The sequence below is a fragment of the Pseudolabrys sp. genome (genome assembly GCF_035943735.1).
Classification (GTDB): Bacteria; Pseudomonadota; Alphaproteobacteria; order Rhizobiales; family Xanthobacteraceae; genus Pseudolabrys.
Window position 1 is genome coordinate 15,379 of record NZ_DASZBV010000028.1, and the last position, 18,658, is coordinate 34,036.

Below are 18,658 nucleotides of genomic sequence, written 5' to 3' on the forward strand. Positions count from 1 at the left end.
AGTTCCGGTCACTAAAACGGAAAAGACGCCCTCTGAGGAACCCCATGGCAACAGCGAAGGACCGGGCGCAGGCTCAAGCCGCCTCCGGCTTGAACGACGATATCGGCGAGGCCAAGCGCCTGGAGCTGTACCGGACGCAGGTCATTATCCGCGAGGCCGAGCAGCGCGCCTTCGACCTGTTCCTGCAGAACCTGGTGAAGGGCACCAGTCATCTGTCCCTCGGTCAGGAGGCGGTGGCGGCGGGCTTTGCCGGCGCCATGAAGCCGGGCGACCTGTCGTTCTGCACCTATCGCGGTCATGCCCATACGCTCGCGCGCGGCGTCCCGGTCGAGAAGGTGCTCGGCGAGCTGATGCAGCGCGACAACGGGCTCATGCGCGGGAAGGGCGGGTCGATGCACCTGACCTCGGAAGAGCATGGCGTCATGGGCTCCTACGCCATCATCGGCGCGCATCTGCCGATCGCCTGCGGCGCCGCCTGGCGCGCGCAGTACAAGGGCGACAAGGACGTCTCGGTCTGCTTCTTCGGCGACGGCACCACCAATATCGGCGCCTTCCACGAGGCGCTGAACTTCGCCGCGGTGTGGAAGCTGCCGGTGGTCTTCGTCTGCGAAAACAATCTCTACATGGAATACACGCCGATCGGCGACGTCACGGCGGTGCCGCATCCGGCCGCCGACCGCGCCTCCGCCTACGGCCTCGAGCGCATCATCGTCGACGGCAATGACGCCGACGCGGTCTACCGCTCGGCGCAGACGGCCTTCGACAAGGCGCGCGCCGGCAACGGGCCGTCGCTCATCGAGTGTCTGACCTATCGCCACTCGGGCCACTCGCGCGCCGACCCGGCCAAGTATCGCCCCGAAGGCGAATTGGAAAAGTGGAAGGCGCGGGACCCGATCAAGATCTACAAGGAGCGGCTGAAGCAGTTCGGCATCGGCGAGCAGACGATCGCCAACATCGACGCCGAAGTGCGCAAGATCGTCGACGACGCCACCGAAGCCTGCAAGGCCGCGCCTTTGCCGCCGGTGGATATCATGACCACCGACGTCTATGCCGACGGCGGCTGGGCCTGGAGAAACTGAGATGGCCGAAATCACCTATCGCGACGCGGTCATCCGCGGAATCGCCCAGGAAATGTCGCGCGACCAGGACGTCGTGTTCCTCGGCGAGGACGTGGCGAAGGCCGGCGGCGTGTTCAAGGCGACCGTCGGCCTCTATGAGCAGTTCGGACCATTGCGCGTGCGCGACACGCCGATCTCCGAGCAGGCCATCCTCGGCGCGGCCATGGGCGCAGCGATGACCGGCCTGAAGCCGATCGCCGAGATCATGTTCTCGGACTTCTTCGCGGTGTGCTTCGACTACATCGCCAACGAGTTCCCGAAGAGCCGCTACATGTCGAACGGGCAGACCAAATGCCCGCTGGTCGTGCGCACCGGCAACGGTGCAGGCTCGCGCTTCGGCGCGCAGCATTCGCAGTCGGTTGAGAACTGGTGCATGATGATCCCGGGCCTGAAAGTCGTGGCGCCGTCGAACCCGACCGACGTCATCGGCCTCTTGGCCGCCGCCGTGCGCGATCCCGATCCGGTGATCTTCTTCGAGCACAAATCGCTCTATGCGACCAAGGGCGAGGTGCCGGACGGCGAGATCGTCGACAGACTCGGCACAGCCAAGATCGTTCGCCCGGGCAAGGATGCGACCATCCTGGCGCTGGCGCTGATGGTGCCGCGCGCGCTGGCCGCGGCCGAGACGCTCGCGGCCGAGCACGGCATCGACGCCGAAGTCGTCGACCTACGCTCGCTGGTGCCGCTCGACACGCAGACCATCCTGTCGTCGGTCGCGCGCACGCACCGCCTGTTCACGGTCGAGGAGAACCCGCGGCTGTGCGGCTGGGGCGCCGAGATCGTGTCGATCGTCGCCGACGAAGCCTTTTACGACCTCGACGGCCCGCCGGTACGCATCACCACGCCGCACATCCCGTTGCCGGCCGCCGACAATCTGGAAGACATCGTGCTGCCGACGCCGTCGCGCATCGTCGAGACGGTGAGGCGTTCGCTCGGGGGGTAATCGCTGTCATCACCGGGCCGCCGCGAAGCGGCGTGACCCGGTGATCCCGCTTAGGCAGGCACCGTGTCCAACTAAGCGGGATGGCCGGGACAAGCCCCGCCATGACAAGTGCAAATGTTTGAGGGCATCACATGTACGAAAACCTCCTCGCCAATGTCCCGACCGACCTGTGGATCGGCGGCAAGTGGCGCAAGGCTTCCGACGGCGGCCGCTTCGACGTGACCGATCCGGCGACCGAGAAGACCATCGCCTCGGTGGCGAGCGCGACGGTCGACGACGCCATTGCCGCGGTCGACGCCGCGCAGGGCGCTTTCGCCGACTGGGCCGGACGCAAGCCGCGCGAGCGCGCCGAAATTCTGCGCAAGGCCTACGAGTTGATCATGCGCGACGCCGAGCGCTTCGCGAAGCTGATCACGCTGGAGAACGGCAAGGCATTGTCCGACTCGCGCGGCGAGGTCGCTTACTCGGCCGAGTTCTTCCGCTGGTACGCCGAGGAAGCCGTGCGCAATATCGGGCAGATCTCGATGGCGCCGGCCTCCGGCGCCCGCATCGTCGCACAGCACAAGCCGGCCGGCATCGCCGTGCTGGTGACGCCGTGGAATTTCCCGGCGGCGATGGCGACCCGCAAGATCGGCCCGGCGCTCGCCGCCGGCTGTCCGGTGGTGCTGAAGCCCGCGTCCGACACACCGCTCACCATGCTGGCGCTGATGCCGGCTCTGGAAGAGGCCGGCGTGCCCGCCGGCGTCGTCAACGTCATCCCGTCGCGCTCATCCGGCAAGGTCGTCTCGGCGATGCTGCACGATCCGCGCGTGCGCGTCGTGTCGTTCACGGGCTCGACCGAAGTCGGCCGCAAGCTGCTGCACGAGGCGGCGGACCAGATCTTGAAGCCGGCGATGGAGCTCGGCGGCAACGCGCCGTTCCTGGTGTTCGAGGATGCCGACATCGACGCCGCCATCGAAGGCGCCATGATTGCCAAGATGCGCAATATGGGCGAGGCCTGCACCGCGGCCAATCGCTTCTACGTGCACGAGAAGGTGCACGACGAATTCGCCAAGAAGCTCACCGCCAAGATGGCCGGGCTCAAGATGGGCAACGGCCTCGACGAGGGCGTCGCGCTCGGGCCGCTGGTCAACAAGGAAGGCCGCGACAAGGTCATCGAGCTGGTCGACGACGCCGTGTCGAAGGGCGCCAAGGTGCTGACCGGCGGCAAGACGCCGACCGGCCCGGGCTTCTTCTATCCGGCGACCGTGATCACTAACGTTCCCGATTCGGCCAAGATGCTGAACGAGGAGATCTTCGGGCCTGTCGCGTCGATTCAGACGTTCAAGACCGAGGCCGAGGTGATCGAGCGCGCCAACGACACCGAATACGGTCTCGTCGCGTACCTGTTCACCAAGGACCTCTCGCGCGGCATGCGCGTCTCCGAGAAGCTCGACTTCGGCATGATCGGCTTGAACCGCGGGCTCGTCTCCGATCCGGCGGCGCCGTTCGGCGGCACCAAGCAGTCCGGCCTCGGCCGCGAAGGCGCGTCGGAGGGCATGAAGGAATTTCTCGAGACGCAGTATGTCTCAGTGACGTGGTAACTGCGGCAAGGAAGCGGGGATAAGCGCGTGGACGTTCTGATGCCGCAACTCGGCGAGACGGTTGCCGAGGGCAAGATCGTGAAGTGGTTCAAGTCGGCCGGCGACGCCGTGAAGCCGGGCGACAACCTGTTCGAGATCGAGACCGACAAGACCTCGATGGAAGTGCCGGCGACATTCGGCGGCACGCTCACCGACATCCATTTCAAAGTGGGCGAGGTGGCCAAGGTCGGCGCCGTGGTTGCGGTGATCGCGGGCGTGGGCGGCGCGGCGGCGCAGCCGAAGGCGTCTGAGGCGCCGAAGGCAGCGCCTCAAGCTCCGTTCGTTCCCGCGCAAGCGGGAACCCAGACTCAAACTGCACAGACTCAGAGAAGCCTGGGTCCCCGCTTGCGCGGGGACGAACGGACTGCGGGCTCGTTCGCCTATCCGCACATGGACCCGTTCCGAGAAGTCCGTACGCCCGAGCGCAATTTCGGACCCGCAAACGTCGGCGGCGTGACCGTCACCCCGCTGGCGCGGCGTCTTGCCGGCGAGCGCGGCATCGATCTCGCCAATGTCAAAGGCTCCGGTCCGCACGGCCGCATCGTCGCCGCCGACGTCGAGAACGCGCAGCCCGCAATGCGCGGTGCGATCGCGAGTGGGCCGACCGCGGCGCAGGTCAAGGCGCTGTTCGAGGGCATCGCCTACGACGAGGTGCCGGTCGATTCCATGCGCCGCACCATCGCCGCGCGCCTCACCGAAGCGGTTCAGACCATCCCGACCTTCTACCTGATGGCCGACATCGACATCGGCCGCCTCGCGGCGATGCGCGAGGAGGCCAATGCGGCGGCGCCGAAGGATGCCGACGGCCAGCCCGTCTTCAAGCTCTCGCTCAACGATTTCATCATCAAGGCCTGGGCGGCCGCGCTGAAGCGCGTGCCAGCCGCCAACGCGGTGTGGGCGCAAGACTGCATCCTGCGCTTCCAGCAGGCCGACATCGGCGTGGCGGTGGCGCTCGACGGCGGGCTGATCACGCCAGTCATCCGCAACGCCGACAGCAAATCCGTGACCGCCGTCTCGGCGGAAATGCGCGATCTTGCCGCCCGTGCCCGCGACAAGAAGCTCAAGCCCGCCGAATACCAGGGCGGCGCCTCCGCCATCTCCAATCTCGGCATGTACGGCATGCGCGAGTTCACCGCCATCATCAATCCGCCGCACGCGACGATCCTGGCGGTGGGCGCGGCGCGTCGCGCGCCGGTGGAGGCGCAAGACGGCTCCGTGAAATTCGTCAGCCAGATGACGGCGACCGTGTCGTGCGATCATCGCGTGCTCGACGGCGCGCTCGGCGCCGAACTGCTTGCCGCCTTCAAGGCGCTGATCGAGCAGCCGGTCACCTTCCTCGTGTAACGGAGTCTGGCCGATGGCTGGCGCGATGCCCGACGTCCTTCTGGTTGGCAACAAGAAGCCCGTTTTCATGAAGGGCTTCGAGGGCAGGGTGACGCTGCACCACTGGCTCGACCTCAAGGACAAGGACGCTTTCGTCGAAGAGCACGGCGGCAAGATCCGCGCGATGGCCATCGCCTATACGGCCAACAAGGTCGATGGCACGTTCATGAGCCAGTTTCCGAAGCTCGAGCAGATTTCGAGCTTCGGGGTCGGCTACGACCACATCGACGCCAAATGGTCGGGCGAGCACGGCATCGTCGTCACCAATACGCCGGACGTACTCAACGAGGAGGTGGCCGATACCGCGCTCGGGCTGCTCCTTTGCACGGTGCGCGAATTCCCGCAGGCGGACCGCTACGTGCGCGACGGCAAGTGGCCGTCATCCTATTATCCGCTGTCGAAGGCCACCTTGCGGAACCGCACCGTCGGCATGGTCGGCATGGGCCGCATCGGCCGTGCCATCGCACGGCGGCTCGAGGCCTTCGGCGTGCCGGTCGTCTATCATTCGCGTAACCCGCAAACCGGCGTCGCCTACAAGTACTATCCCAAGCTCCTCGACATGGCGCGTGACGTCGACACGCTCATGGTCATCGTGCCGGGCGGCGCCTCGACGAAGAACATGATCAATGCCGAGGTGCTCAAGGCGCTCGGGCCGACCGGCATTGTCGTCAACATGGCGCGCGGCTCCGTCATCGACGAGCCGGCGCTGATCGAGGCGCTGAAGAACCGCACCATCTACTCCGCCGGCCTCGACGTCTTCGTCAACGAGCCGCACGTGCCGAAGGAGTTGCTCGAGATGGAGCACATCGTGCTGTTTCCGCATCTCGGCTCGGCCAGCGAAGCCACGCGCGAGGCGATGGATCAACTGGTGGTCGACAACATCCTCGCTTGGGCGGCGGGCAAGCCGCCGCTGACGCCGGTGGCGGAGACACCCTTCCCGCCCAAGAGATAGGCACGCGAGAGCGTGGACGCCGTGCTAAAATCAACCATGGTCCGCGCGACGCTTCTCGCTGCAATTCTTGTCGCCGCGCCGGCTTTGGCGCAGGCGCCGCAGCCGGCGCTCGGCGATTCCGCCAAGGGGCTGATCGGCAGCTGGGAATTTTCCAACGCCGACCGCGACAAAATCTGCACCGCGACGTTCGCCGATAAGAAGACGCCGGCCGGTCTGGCGGTCACCTTCAGCAAGGATTGCGACAAGCTGTTTCCGGTGGTTGCCAACGTCGCCGGCTGGGTCTTCCCGGATAACGATCTGTTGCGGCTCGTCGATACGGACGGGCGCACTTTGATCGAATTCAGCGAGGTCGAGGACGGCGTCTACGAGGCGCCGACGCCCGGTCTCGGCGTGCTGTTCCTGCAGAATGCGGCGTCGGCCGCCGGCACGCCGGCCAAGTTGCCGGACCAGATGGCTGGCGACTGGACCATGAAGCGTGGCGACACGGTCATCTGCACCGCGACACTGTCGATGACGCCGGTCGCCGACGGATTCAGCGTCGCGTTCAAGCCCGGCTGCGATCCGGCGATTGTGCGGGTGAACTTCACGCACTGGCGGCTGGACCGCGGCATCCTGCTGTTCAGCATCGCGCGCGGCGCGCCGTGGCGTTTCGAGGAGATCGAAAACGACGTCTGGCGCCGCGTTCCGGAGACTGCGAACGAGATCACGCTGACGCGTCAGCAGTGACCTGTCTCAAATCAGCTTCAGCCCTTTCAGGCTCGCGTGACCTTCCTTGCCGACGATGATGTGATCGTGCACGGCGATGCCGAGCGGCTTTGCCACGTCGATGATCGATTGCGTCATCTGGATGTCGGCGCGGGACGGCGTCGGATCGCCGGAAGGATGGTTGTGCACGAGGATCAGCGCCGTCGCCGAGAGCTCGAGCGCGCGCTTCACAACCTCGCGCGGATAGACCGGCGTGTGGTCAACGGTGCCTTTCTGCTGCACCTCGTCGGCGATGAGCTGGTTGCGCTTGTCGAGGAACAGCAGCCGAAACTCCTCCTTGTCGGCGAAGGCCATCGCCGTGCGGCAATAGTCGAGTACGCTGCCCCATGATGAGAGCACCGGTCGCTTGCGCACCTCGCCCTTGGCCAGGCGCTGTGCCGCCGCGTGCACGATCTTGAGCTCGGTGACGGCGGCGTCACCCATGCCCTTGATCTCGCGCAGGCGCAGGGACGGTGCGGCGATCACTTCGGCAAAGGAGCCGAAGCGGGCGATCAGTTCTTTCGCCAGCGGCTTCACGTCGCGCTGCGGAATGGCGCGGAACAGCACCAGCTCGAGCAGTTCGTAATCGGTGACGGCGTCGGCGCCGGCGTCGCGGAAACGGGCGCGCAACCGCTCGCGATGGCCGTGATAATGCGGCGCCTGCTCGTACAGTCCGCTGTCGTGGTCCGAGGCCATGCAACCCGCCCGCAACTCTGAGGTGCAGTCTAGAGCAGGCGAGGCGCGAGGGGGAGGGCCGAGGGGAGGGGACTCAGCCCTTCTTGTACGGCGGCTTGTCGAGCCCGTCGGGGGAGAAGGTGAACACCTCGACGCCGGTCTGGGTCACTGCCACGGTATGCTCGAACTGGGCGGAGAGCGATCGGTCGCGGGTGACGGCCGTCCAGCCGTCGGAGAGGACTTTCACGTGCGGCCGGCCGAGATTGATCATCGGCTCGACGGTGAAGAACATGCCGGGCTTCAAAACGATGCCCTCGCCGGGACGGCCGACGTGGACGATGTTCGGCTCGTCGTGGAACAGCCGGCCGAGGCCGTGGCCGCAGAAGTCGCGTACCACGCTCATGTGCTGTGCCTCGACGAAAGACTGGATGGCGTGACCGATGTCGCCGGTGGTCGCGCCGGGGCGGATCACCGCGATGCCGCGCATCATCGCCTCGTGCGTCACCTCGATCAGGCGCTCGGCCCGCCGCGGGATTTCGCCGACCGGGTACATGCGGCTCGAATCGCCGTGCCAGCCATCGAGGATGAGCGTCACGTCGATATTGACGATGTCGCCCTCCTTCATCGGCTTCTCGTTCGGGATGCCGTGACAGACGACATGATTGAGCGAGGTGCAGGTCGACTTGCGATAGCCGCGGTACATCAAGGTCGCGGGCAGCGCGCCATGGTCCATTCCAAAATCGTGCACCAGCTTGTCGATGGTCGCGGTCGGCACGCCCGGCGCCACATGTTCCGTGAGCATGTCGAGGCAACGCGCGGTCAGTTGCCCGGCCTTGCGCATGCCGTCGAAGGCAGCGGCGCCGTGGATCTTGATCTGGCCGGTTTTGCGGAGAGGCGCCAGGGTGGCGTCGACGTAGGTCATGGTCGCAATGTAAGGATCGCGGCCGAAGGCGGCAAGTTGCCTTACGGCCTTTGGAATCAGGCGATTTTACCGCCCAGCTCGTCCTCGATATGGGCACGTATGATCTCGTCGAAGCTGCCCTCGACCGTAAACCCGAGCGCCAGTGCCCGCCGGGCGTCGAAACGGCTCGGCCAGCCGGCGACGATGCGTTCGACCAGCGGATCGGGCGCGCGCCGGATGCGTGCGGCGACCTTGTCGCCGGCGACGCGCTTGAGCGCCGCGATCTGCTCGCCGACGGTGCAGCACACGCCGGGCATCGTCAGATTGATGCGGTCGCCGAGCTGCTCGCGCGTCAGGCCGGCGGCGTGGATCAGGAAGCCCACTGCGGCGCGCGGGCTGGCGTGCCAGTGCAGCACGCTGTCGGCGACCGGCAGCAACGCCTCTTGACCGGCGAGCGGCTCGCGGATGATGCCGGAGAAGAAACCGGAGGCTGCCTTGTTCGGCTTGCCCGGCCGCACCACGATGGACGGCAGGCGAATGCCGGCGCCGTCGAGGAAGCCGCGGCGATTGTAGTCGGCGAGCAGGAGCTCGCTGATCGCCTTCTGCGTGCCGTACGACGTCAACGGCGTGAGGTGAAAATCGTCCGGAATCGCGTCCGGGAAGGGAGCGCCGAAGACGGCGATCGACGAGGTGAAGATGAGCTTTGGCTTGTAGCCGCCGCCGGCAAGGCGCACCGCCTCGAGCAGCGCGCGCGTGCCGTCGAGGTTGACGTGATAGCCCTTTTCGAAATCGGTCTCGGCCTCGCCGGAGACGACGCCGGCCAGATGGAAAATCAGATCCGGCCGTTCGGACACCGCCTTCTCGGCGACACCCGGCGCAGCCAGATCGGCTGCGCGGGTCTTCACATGATCGGAAAATCCCACCGGCCGGGTCGGCGCGACGATATCGATCAGGGTCAGCTTTTCGATCGGCTGTCCGCCGATCGCCCGGTCGATGACAAGCCGCTCGGTCAGTTTGCGGCCGATCATGCCTGCCGCGCCCGTGATTAGAATATGCATTCACACCCTCTCGCTCTCGTCCGCCGGCTCGAACCGGTCGATGCGGCGCAACGTCGGGAAGAATAGCATCCACAGCCCGGCGATGACCAACGAGCCCAGGCCGCCGATGAGCACCGAGGGCACGGCCCCGAGCCAGGCGGCCACCGTGCCGGATTCGAAGTCGCCGAGCGTGTTGGACGAGCCCACGAACAGGTAATTCACCGCGCTGACGCGGCCGCGCTTGTCCTCGGGTGTTTCGATCTGCACCAGCGAGAATCGGATCACCACGCTCACCGCGTCCGATGCGCCGAGAACGACGAGCGCGAGCAGCGACATCGGGAACCAGGTCGAGAGGCCGAAGGCGATCGTCGCCAGCCCGTAGACGGCGACTGCGGCGAACATCTTCGTGCCGATATGTCGCTCGATCGGATAGCGCGACATGATCACCGTGATGGTGAGGGCGCCGACGGCCGGCGCCGAGCGCAAGAGGCCGAGGCCGATCGGCCCGGAATTGAGAATGTCCTTGGCGTAGATGGGCAGCAGCGCGGTGGCGCCGCCGAGCAGCACCACGAACAGGTCGAGCGTAATGACGCCGAGCAGGCGGCGGCGATGGCGGATGAACTCGAAGCCGATCAGCGCCGAGCGTAAGGTCGGCGGCTCGCGCCTCTCTGCCTGGCCGCGCGGGCGGACGAAGGCGAGCAGCGTCACCGACGTGACGAAGAAAGCCGCGCACAGCGCGCTGACGATGATCGGGTTCAACGCATAGATGACGCCGCCGAGCGCCGGTCCGCAGATCACCGCGACCTGGTTGGCAGAGGTCCAGGCGGCCACGGCGCGGGCGAGCAGCTTTGGCGCCACCAGCGACGGCACCAGCGAATGCGCCGTCGGCATCTCGAAGGCGCGGGCACAGCCGATCATGAACACGGCGACGAAGAGGAGGTCGCGGCTGAGTGCATGCAGGACCAGCGCGGTCGTGATCGTCAGCGCGGCGAGGGCGTGGACGCACTGCGCCACGCGCACGATGGACAAGCGGTTGTAGCGGTCGGCGGCGTGCCCGATCACCAGTGTCAGCACCACCGCGGGGACGAACTGGATGAGGCCGACGAGGCCGAGATCGAAGGCGCTGCCGGTCAACGCATAGACCTGCCAGCCGATCAACAGCGCCAGCATCTGGTAGCCCACGGTCGAGGCGAGCCGGGCGATCCAGAACAGCACGAAATGGCGCTGCTGCATCAGCCGAAGCGGTGGAACCAAGGCCGTGTTCATGAAGGCAAAAATATTCCGGGCCGGCGCGACCGGCACTCCGGACTCCGAATGGCGGGGCGACCTTATATCCGGAATCCGCCAGCGCGCCTACCGAGGTGCGGGATGGCAGGTCTTCACACGCCGGCGTCGGCGGCGCGGTCCAGGCTCTCGATCTGGCGGCCGGCGGCATCGAAGTTGTCGGGACTCAGCCAGCGCTCGAACGCGGCCTTGCGCGCCGGCCATTCGCCATCGACGATGGAGAACCAGGCGGTGTCGCGGTTACGGCCGTTACGGATCATGTGCTGCCGGAAGATGCCTTCGAAGACGAAGCCGTAGCGCAGCGCCGCGCGTCGTGACGACGCGTTGAGCGCATTGCACTTCCATTCATAGCGGCGATAACCGAGCGTCTCGAAGGCGTAGCGCGCCAGCAGATATTGCGCCTCAGTGCCGAGTGGCGTGCGCTGCAGCGCCGGGGAATAAATGATGGAGCCGACCTCGATCACGCGCATCGCCGGGTTGATATTCATCAGCGCCGCAGTGCCGACGGCGTGGCCGTCGCGGTCGACGATCGCGTAAGCGTAGGGGTCCTCGGCCGCGACACGCCGGGCGAGCCAGTCGCGAAACGCCGCTTCGTCCGCGAAGGGACCGGAATCGGGGATGTAGGTCCAGATCGCGTCGGCGTCCTTGACCTGCGGCCACAGCGAAACAGCGTGCAATGACGACAGGCGCTCGACGCGGCCATAGCGGCCTTCCAGTGTCACCGGCCCTGGCCGCGCGGCCGGCTTCGTATCGACAGGCGCGCCGACGGGCTGCCCCGTTTGCGGGTGCCTGTGCTCGCTCACGACGAGCGCTTCTTCACATCGTCGCTGAAAAACGCGTTCAGCTCGGCGTTCGAAATCACGCCCGCGAAGCTGTCGAATTTGCCCTGCTCGGCAATCGCGCGCGCTGAGGCGATGAAAGCATGCATGGCAACGCGCGCCATCGTTCCACCAACACTGATGCGCCGTACGCCCATTGCACCGATCTCGGCGACGGTGAAGCCGAAGGCGCCGCTGTTGAGGAAATTGACCGCCTTGGGCGACACCGCCTTGCAGACGGCCTCGATCTGCTCGCGCGTCTTGATGCCGGGCGCATAGAGGCAGTCGGCCCCGGCGTCGACGAAGGCTTTGAGCCGGCGAATGGTCTCGTCGAGATCGGGGCGGCCGTGGATGAAGCCCTCGGTGCGCGCGGTGAACACGACGCCGGTGCCGCTCTTGTCGATAGCCTCGCGTGCGGCGCGCACCCGTTTCACCGCCAGATCGAAGTCGTAGAGCGGGTCGGCCTCGTTGCCGTTGAAGTCCTCGATCGACAGGCCGGCGACGCCGGTATCGACACAAAGCCTTACGTTTTCCGCCACTTCCTCCGGATCGTCGGCGTAGCCGTTTTCGAAATCGGCGTTGACGGGCACGTCGGCGGCCTCGGCGAGTTCGCGGCAATGCGCCAGCGCCATATCGAACGTGATGGCGCCATCGGCCAGGCCGAGCGAATGCGCGTAGCCGGACGAGGTCGTCGCCAGCGCCTTGAAGCCGAGGCCCTGCAGATAGCGCGCGCTGCCGATATTCCATGGGTTGGGAATGACGAAACACCCGCGCTGGTGCAATTCGCGGAATGTCTTGCGCTTGTCGGCAGGGGACGGGCGGGGCACGGGCGATCTCCTTCAAGGAGCTGCGGGACCGTGCCATGGGCCGCGGGCAGAGGACAATGCCATTCCGTGATGATTGCATCAGCCCTGCTGATGAGACAGTGGCGTGTCGCCCAAGGTTCGGCCACACTCCGTCGCCGAAAAAGAAGACGAAGGGGAAACCGATGGACTGTGTCGATCTCGATGCGCTGGAGCACGCGGCCCGCGCAAAAATGGCGCCGGCATCCTATGCGTTCTGCGCCTGCGGCGCCGACGACGAGATCAGCCTTGGCGAGAACATCGGCGCCTGGCGTGGGCTGCGGCTGCGGCCACGCGTGCTGCGCGACGTGACGGCGATCGACACCAGCGTGAGCATTCTCGGCCAGACGATGCCCACGCCGATCATGGTGGCGCCCACCGGCCGACACAAGCTCTTCCATCCGGAAGGCGAGCGCGCCACCGCGCGCGGCGCCGCGGCCGCGGGCGTGCCTTATGTCGTCGCCAGCAATTCCAACGTCCTCCTCGAGGAGGTCGCCGCCGAGCGGAAGAGCGCGCCGCAGTGGTTCCAGCTCTACTACTGGCCGAAGGTCGCCGAGGTCGAGGCGCTGATCGATCGCCTCGCCGCCGCCGGCTTCAGCGCGCTGGTGCTGACCGTCGATGCGCCGGTGCCCGGCTGGGCGCCGGTGGCGGCACGCGAGCAGCACGAGCCGTCGCCCGACATTCGCAACATCAATATGCCCGGCCAGCCGATGGCGCGCACGGCCTATCATCCCGACTTCGTCGGCAAGGTGATGTACCCGGCGACCTGGCGCGAGTTGGAATGGCTGGTGAAGCGCTCGCCGATGCCGGTGCTGGTGAAGGGCGTGCTGCGCGCCGACGACGCCGTCGCTTGCGTCGAGCACGGCGCCAAGGCCGTGATCGTCTCCAACCACGGCGGCCGTCATCTCGATACCACGGTGACGACGGCGGCAGCGGTTGCCGAGATCGCGCCCGCGCTCAAGGGCAAGGCGGAGGTCTACGTCGACGGCGGCATCCGCCGCGGCACCGACATCCTCAAGGCGCTGGCGCTGGGCGCCCGCGCGGTGCTGATCGGCCGTCCGGCGATCTGGGGCCTGACCGTGTCGGGCGCCGAGGGCGTGCGCGACGTGCTCGATCACTTCCGCATCGAGCTCATCCGCGCCATGCAGCTGACCGGCACCGCCCGCATCGCCGACGCCACCCCCGATCTGCTGGCCCGTTGATCCCGTTTGATTTTTCTCGCTCGATCGGGTGAACTCCGCGCGACAAAAGAGCGGGCTCGCCGGCCCGCCGGAGGAATACTGCCATGCTGAAGACCATTGCCGCCTTCGACCGTATCGGTGAGGAAAACGCCTTCGCGGTGCTGGCGCGCGCCAATGCGCTCGCCGCGCAGGGTCGCGACATTATCAGCCTCGGCATCGGCCAGCCGGACTTCCGGACGCCCGACTTCATCGTCGAGGCCGCCATCAAGGCGCTGCGCGACGGCCACCACGGCTACACCGCGGCGAACGGCATTCCGCAGCTGCGCGAAGCGGTCGCCGCCGACCTGCACAAGCGTTATGGCGTCGAGGTGTCGCCTGACAGTGTCATGATCATGCCCGGCGGCAAGCCGACCATGTTCATGTCGATCCTCATGTTCGGCGAGCCGGGCGCGGAGATTATGTATCCCGACCCGGGCTTCCCGATCTATCGCTCGATGATCGAGTTCACCGGCGCGACGCCGATTCCGGTGCCTATCCGCGAGGAGAATGGCTTCGCCTTCTCGGCCGAGGAAACGCTCAAGCTGATCACGCCGAAGACGCGGCTCATCATCGTCAACTCGCCGGCCAATCCGACCGGCGGCGTCACGCCGAAGTCGGAAGTCGACAAGCTCGTCGCCGGCCTCGAGAAGTGGCCGGACGTCGCGATCATGTCGGACGAGATCTACGACCACATGGTCTATGACGGCGAGACGCACGTCTGCCTGTTGTCGTATCCGTCGATCCGCGACCGGCTCATTCTGCTCAATGGCTGGTCGAAGACCTACGCCATGACCGGCTGGCGCCTCGGCTACGCGGTGTGGCCGGGCAAGCTCTACGACTACGCGCGCAAGCTCGCGGTCAATTTGCATTCCTGCGTCAACGCCTCGGCGCAGTACGCGGGACTTGCGGCACTCACCGGTCCGCAGGACGAAGTCACGAAGATGGTCGCCGAATTCGACCGCCGCCGCAAAGTCGTAGTCGAGGGGCTGAACAAATTGCCGGGCGTGTCCTGTGTGGTGCCGAAGGGCGCCTTCTACGCCTTCCCGAACATCAAGGGCACCGGCTGGAAGGCGAAGGAACTCGCCAACACCTTGCTCAGCGACACCGGCGTTGTCACCATCGGTGGGCCCGACTTCGGCATCCTCGGCGAGGGCTATTTGCGGCTATCGTACGCCAATTCGACGGAGAATATCCTGAAGGCGCTCGGCCGCATGGGCGATTTCCTGGCCAGCCGCAAGGCGGCCTAAGTCGTCGCCCGCGCCGCCTTGAAGCGGGTGAGGCTGTCAGGCGACCAGACCTCCGCCGGCTTGTAGAACTCCGGCACCGCGGGAACGCCGTCCGGAATGATCACCCAAGGCTGCTTCGTCGAAGTATAGATGTGGATGTCGGGCGGCAGGCGCGCCGGCTCCTCGAGCGTACCGACGCGAATGAAGTGGATGCGGGGGCCGGCCTGCGGATAATTGCTCCACACCGTGACGCCGCAATTGACGCAACGCCAGAACGCTTGTCCCTTGCTGCTCGCACTCGGCAGCGTCGACTTGACTGGCTGGCCGTGTTGCAATTCGACCTGTGAGGCCTCGATGACGGCGTTGACGGCGAAGGCCGAGCCCGACTCGCGCTGGCACCAGGTGCAATGACAACAATGCACGATCAGCGGCTTGGCCTTGAGACGATAGCGCACGGCGCCGCAGGTGCAGCGGCCGTCGACGTTAGTGCTCCGGTCGATCATCGCAAAGCTCCCGAATATCAACATAAAGTTACGCGCCGTCCGGTGAGCTTGCCAGCTTTCGCCCTATCGAAACAGCGACCGAGGTCGGGCGGCCACCGCCCTCGACACGTCAGCGCATCCGCGCGACACTTGGCGCAACAATAATTAGTGCGAGGAAATGTTCATGCTCGAGCGGATGTCGCGAGACCGGGGCCTGTCGGAAGAACTGCGGATGATGCGGCAGAGCTGCCGCCAATTCGTCGACGATATCGTGCTGCCCTACATCAAGCAGAACTGGCAGAAGGAATGGTCGATGGTGCCGGAAGAGCGCCTTCCGGTCTCCATCCTGGAAGCGGCCGACAAGATCGGCATCCGCACGCTCGGCGTGCCGGAGGAATACGGCGGCGTCGAACTGGAGAAGGGTACGGAGGTGAAGACTTTCGCCGTCATCTCCGAGGAGATCGCGCGCGGCGATTCCGGCCTCGCCGACAAGATGGTGCAGAACTGGAAGGTGTCGGTGCTGCTGCGCGAGCTGGCGCCGAAGCATCTTCAGGACAAGTGGTTCCCCGAACTGGTCAACAATCCGAAGTTCCTGATGGCGCACTGTCTGACGGAGCCGCGCGGCGCTTCCGATCGCTGGCTGCCGTACAACGTGCCGGAAGCGGCGATGCAGACGAAAGCCGTGAAGGTGAACGGCGGCTGGGTGATCAACGGCCGCAAGCAGTTCATCTCCAACGGCTATGACGCGTCGCTCTACGTCGTCTACGCCAACAGCAATCCAAAAGTCGGCATGTTGCAGGGCACATCGTCGTTCCTGGTGCCGCGCGATACCAAGGGCTTTTCCGTTGCGCGCTGCAACGAGACGCTCGGCTGTCGCTTCATGAACAACGGCGAGATGGTGTTCGAGGACATGTTCGTGCCCGACGACCACTGCCTCGTGCAGGACTCGGCGATGGGCTCGGCCGGCGTCTATTTCCGCCCGGGCAAGATTATCCAGGCGGCGAAGAATCTCGGCGTCGGCGTGCGTGCCTTCGAGGCGACCGCTGACTACGTGCAGAACTACGTGCAAGGCGGTAAGATCCTGATCAAGCATCAGGCGGTGGCGATACGGCTCGCCGACATGGCGACCAAGATCGAGGCGGTGCGTGCGCTGCTCGATCGCGCCGCGGCGGCGGTCGACGAGGACGCGCCGGAGGCGGACACGCTGGTCAACATGGCCAAGATGTTCGCCTCGGAGGAGATCATGAAAGTGGCGCAGCACGCGGTCGAACTGCACGGTGGCAACGGCATCATGCTCGATTTCGGCATCGAGAAGGTGCTGCGCGACGCCGTCATCTTCATGCACATGGACGCGACGGTCGACATCTCGCGCTTCAAGATCGTCAAGTCGATGTTTCCCGAGACGGCGGGCAAGTACGCGGGGCCGGAATAATGGCTACTTCACCACGAACCTGAAGCCCACCACCACGATCACCAGGCCGACGACCTGCGCCAGGCTCGGCACGACGCCGAGCGCGAGGAAGCCGATGACCATGCCGAAGCCCGGCACCAAAGCGGGGAAGGTGGCGGCGCGGCCCGCGCCGAGCAGGATCACCGAGCGCGCGAACAGGTAGATCGGCAGCGCGCCGGCGAGCAGGCCCTGTACCACGATCTGGAGCAGGTTTTCGGCAAGGCTCAGATGCAAAATGTGGTCGTAGCCGACGAAAATCGCGTGCAATGGCGCGAACACGAATACCGACAGTGCGCCGACGACGGCGGCAGCCTGCATGCCGGGCACCCGCCAGTACCGCAAGAGCGTGCCGAAGATCGCCCAGAACAGGCCGGCGCAAGCGAACAGCAGATCACCGCCGATGCCATGGCCGCCGATCGTGGCCAGCGACTCGATTCCGAACACGACCAGGCCGCCGATGATGATGATGCCGCCGAGGATCCGCTGCGGCGTGGCGCGTTCACGCAGCACGAGGCTCGCGAGGACCAGGCCGAACAGCGCGGCGCAGGCGGGCTGGATGGTCGTGCCGTGGCCGAGCGGCACCAGCATGAAGCCGGTATAGGCGAGCATTGCCTGCACCGGGCCGGAGAGAACGGTCATGATCAGGCCGCGGCCCCAGCCGATGCCGCCGAGCTTGATGACGCCGTGGCGCAGCGCCAGCGGCGTCAGCAGCAGGCCGGTCCAGAAGAAGCGGTGCAACGCCAGGTCGGCTGGCGTGAAGCCCACCGCCACGCCGTGCTTGGCGGCGACGAAGCCGGCGGCCCAGCCGAGCGCCGCGCCGATGCCGCACAGCGTGCCGATCAGGATGGGCCGGGCGGTCTGCGTCTTTTCATCCACGGCAAATTTCCGGGGCACAGGCGAGGGTGACTTGGTGGTGACTTGGGCCCGGCTGATACTCTAGGATCGGTCCGCAAGTCCAATCGTGAAATCAAAACTCACGCTTTACCGGGATTGAACGCTCCATGGCTAAGTCGCGCAAAGTCATCATCACCTGTGCCGTCACCGGCTCGATCCACACGCCGTCGATGTCGCCACACCTGCCTGTCACGCCGCAGGAGATCGCCGATGCGGCCATCGGTGCGGCTGAGGCCGGCGCTTCAGTCGTGCATCTGCATGCGCGCAATCCGCAGGACGGCCGCCCGGATCAGTCGCCCGAGGCCTTCGCGCCGTTCCTCAAGGTGATCAAACAGCGCTCGAACGTGGTGGTGAACATCACCACTGGCGGAGCGCCGACGATGACCGCCGAAGAGCGCGTGCGCCCGGCCGCAACGTTCAAGCCGGAAGTCGCCTCGCTCAACATGGGCACGATGAACTTTGGCCTTTACCCGATGATCCCGCGCTACAAGGGCAAGTTCAAATACGACTGGGAGGAGCCGTATCTGGAGAAGTCGCGCGCGGGCATGTTCAAGAACACCTTCGCCGACATCGAGTACATCCTCGCGACCTGCGCCGAGAACGGCACGCGCTTCGAGGTGGAGTGCTACGACGTCGGCCATCTCTACACGCTACGGCATTTCCTCGACCGCGGGCTGATCAAGCCGCCGATCTTCGTGCAGGGCGTGTTCGGTATCCTCGGCGGCATCGGCACGCACCCGGAAGACGTGATGATGATGAAGCGCACGGCGGATCGTTTGCTCGGCGATAATTATGAGTGGTCGGCGCTTGGTGCGGGCGCGTCGCAGATGCGCATCGCCGCGCAGGTGCTGGCCATGGGCGGCAACGTGCGTGTCGGCATGGAGGATTCGCTGTGGGTCGGCTCCGGCCAGTTGGCCGAATCGAATGCGCAGCAGGTCACCAAGGTGCGCAAGATCGTCGAGGGCCTCGGCCTCGAAGTGGCCTCGCCCGACGAGGCGCGCGAGATCCTCGCGCTCAAGGGCGGCGACAAGGTGAATTTCTGAGCGTTGTCATTCCGGGACGCGGGC

General features: G+C 66.0%; 18 protein-coding genes. 10 read left to right on the plus strand and 8 right to left on the minus strand.

Annotated features, from left to right (window positions below; genetic code table 11):
* Window positions 1-44 precede the first annotated feature (44 nt).
* The 6 genes from VGV41_RS22705 to VGV41_RS22730 all read left to right on the plus strand — a co-directional run bounded on the left by VGV41_RS22705 (window position 45) and on the right by VGV41_RS22730 (window position 6,744).
* Entirely contained in the window at window positions 45-1,079 is a 1,035-nt protein-coding gene (locus tag VGV41_RS22705) for a thiamine pyrophosphate-dependent dehydrogenase E1 component subunit alpha (RefSeq protein ID WP_326866526.1), read from the plus strand.
* Window position 1,080: 1 nt separating this feature from the next.
* Window positions 1,081-2,061 carry an alpha-ketoacid dehydrogenase subunit beta gene (locus tag VGV41_RS22710; RefSeq protein ID WP_326866527.1) on the plus strand — a complete coding sequence of 327 codons (981 nt, stop codon included), beginning with the start codon at window positions 1,081-1,083 and terminating at the stop codon, window positions 2,059-2,061.
* Between the two features lie 131 nt (window positions 2,062-2,192).
* Window positions 2,193-3,644 (plus strand): NAD-dependent succinate-semialdehyde dehydrogenase, encoded by a 1,452-nt coding sequence (locus VGV41_RS22715; protein WP_326866528.1) that lies wholly within the window; start codon window positions 2,193-2,195, stop codon window positions 3,642-3,644.
* Between the two features lie 27 nt (window positions 3,645-3,671).
* Entirely contained in the window at window positions 3,672-5,027 is a 1,356-nt protein-coding gene (locus VGV41_RS22720) for a dihydrolipoamide acetyltransferase family protein (protein ID WP_326866529.1), read from the plus strand.
* Between the two features lie 13 nt (window positions 5,028-5,040).
* Entirely contained in the window at window positions 5,041-6,018 is a 978-nt protein-coding gene (locus tag VGV41_RS22725) for a 2-hydroxyacid dehydrogenase (RefSeq protein WP_326866530.1), read from the plus strand.
* A gap of 21 nt (window positions 6,019-6,039) precedes the next feature.
* Window positions 6,040-6,744 (plus strand): AprI/Inh family metalloprotease inhibitor, encoded by a 705-nt coding sequence (locus VGV41_RS22730; protein ID WP_326866532.1) that lies wholly within the window; start codon window positions 6,040-6,042, stop codon window positions 6,742-6,744.
* Window positions 6,745-6,750: 6 nt separating this feature from the next.
* Here VGV41_RS22730 and radC read toward each other — a convergent pair whose 3' ends face one another.
* The 6 genes from radC to VGV41_RS22760 form a co-directional block, all read right to left on the minus strand.
* Window positions 6,751-7,458, minus strand: coding sequence for a RadC family protein (gene radC, locus VGV41_RS22735; RefSeq protein ID WP_326866533.1), 708 nt, complete (start codon window positions 7,456-7,458; stop codon window positions 6,751-6,753).
* 73 nt (window positions 7,459-7,531) lie between these two features.
* Entirely contained in the window at window positions 7,532-8,359 is an 828-nt protein-coding gene (map, locus tag VGV41_RS22740) for a type I methionyl aminopeptidase (RefSeq protein ID WP_326866534.1), read from the minus strand.
* Between the two features lie 56 nt (window positions 8,360-8,415).
* Complete coding sequence (denD, locus tag VGV41_RS22745) at window positions 8,416-9,396, minus strand: D-erythronate dehydrogenase (protein WP_326866535.1); 981 nt, start codon at window positions 9,394-9,396, stop codon at window positions 8,416-8,418.
* On the minus strand, window positions 9,397-10,641 hold the full coding sequence (locus VGV41_RS22750; protein WP_326866537.1) for an MFS transporter: 1,245 nt from the start codon (window positions 10,639-10,641) through the stop codon (window positions 9,397-9,399). It abuts the gene before it with no gap.
* Window positions 10,642-10,754: 113 nt separating this feature from the next.
* On the minus strand, window positions 10,755-11,462 hold the full coding sequence (locus tag VGV41_RS22755; RefSeq protein WP_326866538.1) for a GNAT family protein: 708 nt from the start codon (window positions 11,460-11,462) through the stop codon (window positions 10,755-10,757).
* Entirely contained in the window at window positions 11,459-12,304 is an 846-nt protein-coding gene (locus VGV41_RS22760; RefSeq protein WP_326866539.1) for an isocitrate lyase/phosphoenolpyruvate mutase family protein, read from the minus strand. The genes VGV41_RS22755 and VGV41_RS22760 overlap by 4 nt, the downstream gene beginning before the upstream one ends.
* 161 nt (window positions 12,305-12,465) lie before the next feature.
* Between VGV41_RS22760 and VGV41_RS22765 the strand changes: the two genes are divergently transcribed.
* A complete protein-coding gene (locus tag VGV41_RS22765; RefSeq protein ID WP_326866540.1) occupies window positions 12,466-13,521 on the plus strand; it encodes an alpha-hydroxy acid oxidase in 1,056 nt (351 codons plus the stop codon).
* An 83-nt stretch (window positions 13,522-13,604) separates the two neighbouring features.
* The gene (locus VGV41_RS22770; protein ID WP_326866541.1) at window positions 13,605-14,786 is read left to right on the plus strand and encodes a pyridoxal phosphate-dependent aminotransferase; all 1,182 of its coding nucleotides are present in this window, start codon (window positions 13,605-13,607) and stop codon (window positions 14,784-14,786) included.
* On the opposite strand, the gene VGV41_RS22775 is transcribed toward VGV41_RS22770, so the two are convergent.
* A complete protein-coding gene (locus VGV41_RS22775; protein ID WP_326866542.1) occupies window positions 14,783-15,268 on the minus strand; it encodes a GFA family protein in 486 nt (161 codons plus the stop codon). The genes VGV41_RS22770 and VGV41_RS22775 overlap by 4 nt on opposite strands.
* Before the next feature lie 163 nt (window positions 15,269-15,431).
* On the opposite strand from VGV41_RS22775, the gene VGV41_RS22780 reads away from it, so the two are divergent.
* Window positions 15,432-16,679 (plus strand): acyl-CoA dehydrogenase family protein, encoded by a 1,248-nt coding sequence (locus VGV41_RS22780; protein WP_326866543.1) that lies wholly within the window; start codon window positions 15,432-15,434, stop codon window positions 16,677-16,679.
* Window positions 16,680-16,682: 3 nt separating this feature from the next.
* Here VGV41_RS22780 and VGV41_RS22785 read toward each other — a convergent pair whose 3' ends face one another.
* Window positions 16,683-17,573, minus strand: a complete 891-nt coding sequence (locus tag VGV41_RS22785; protein WP_326866546.1) for a DMT family transporter — start codon at window positions 17,571-17,573, stop codon at window positions 16,683-16,685.
* Window positions 17,574-17,698: 125 nt separating this feature from the next.
* Here VGV41_RS22785 and VGV41_RS22790 point away from each other — a divergent pair, with 125 nt between their 5' ends.
* Window positions 17,699-18,634, plus strand: a complete 936-nt coding sequence (locus VGV41_RS22790) for a 3-keto-5-aminohexanoate cleavage protein (protein WP_326866547.1) — start codon at window positions 17,699-17,701, stop codon at window positions 18,632-18,634.
* Window positions 18,635-18,658 lie beyond the last annotated feature (24 nt).

What these genes read in the sequence shown, in the direction of transcription:
- VGV41_RS22705 (WP_326866526.1), top strand. Translation starts at nt 45, where the DNA reads ATGGCAACAGCGAAGGACCGGGCGCAGGCTCAAGCCGCCTCCGGCTTG.
- VGV41_RS22710 (WP_326866527.1), top strand. Translation starts at nt 1,081, where the DNA reads ATGGCCGAAATCACCTATCGCGACGCGGTCATCCGCGGAATCGCCCAG.
- VGV41_RS22715 (WP_326866528.1), top strand. Translation starts at nt 2,193, where the DNA reads ATGTACGAAAACCTCCTCGCCAATGTCCCGACCGACCTGTGGATCGGC.
- VGV41_RS22725 (WP_326866530.1), top strand. Translation starts at nt 5,041, where the DNA reads ATGGCTGGCGCGATGCCCGACGTCCTTCTGGTTGGCAACAAGAAGCCC.
- radC (WP_326866533.1), bottom strand. Translation starts at nt 7,458, where the DNA reads ATGGCCTCGGACCACGACAGCGGACTGTACGAGCAGGCGCCGCATTAT.
- map (WP_326866534.1), bottom strand. Translation starts at nt 8,359, where the DNA reads ATGACCTACGTCGACGCCACCCTGGCGCCTCTCCGCAAAACCGGCCAG.
- denD (WP_326866535.1), bottom strand. Translation starts at nt 9,396, where the DNA reads ATGCATATTCTAATCACGGGCGCGGCAGGCATGATCGGCCGCAAACTG.
- VGV41_RS22750 (WP_326866537.1), bottom strand. Translation starts at nt 10,641, where the DNA reads ATGAACACGGCCTTGGTTCCACCGCTTCGGCTGATGCAGCAGCGCCAT.
- VGV41_RS22765 (WP_326866540.1), top strand. Translation starts at nt 12,466, where the DNA reads ATGGACTGTGTCGATCTCGATGCGCTGGAGCACGCGGCCCGCGCAAAA.
- VGV41_RS22770 (WP_326866541.1), top strand. Translation starts at nt 13,605, where the DNA reads ATGCTGAAGACCATTGCCGCCTTCGACCGTATCGGTGAGGAAAACGCC.
- VGV41_RS22775 (WP_326866542.1), bottom strand. Translation starts at nt 15,268, where the DNA reads ATGATCGACCGGAGCACTAACGTCGACGGCCGCTGCACCTGCGGCGCC.
- VGV41_RS22780 (WP_326866543.1), top strand. Translation starts at nt 15,432, where the DNA reads ATGCTCGAGCGGATGTCGCGAGACCGGGGCCTGTCGGAAGAACTGCGG.
- VGV41_RS22790 (WP_326866547.1), top strand. Translation starts at nt 17,699, where the DNA reads ATGGCTAAGTCGCGCAAAGTCATCATCACCTGTGCCGTCACCGGCTCG.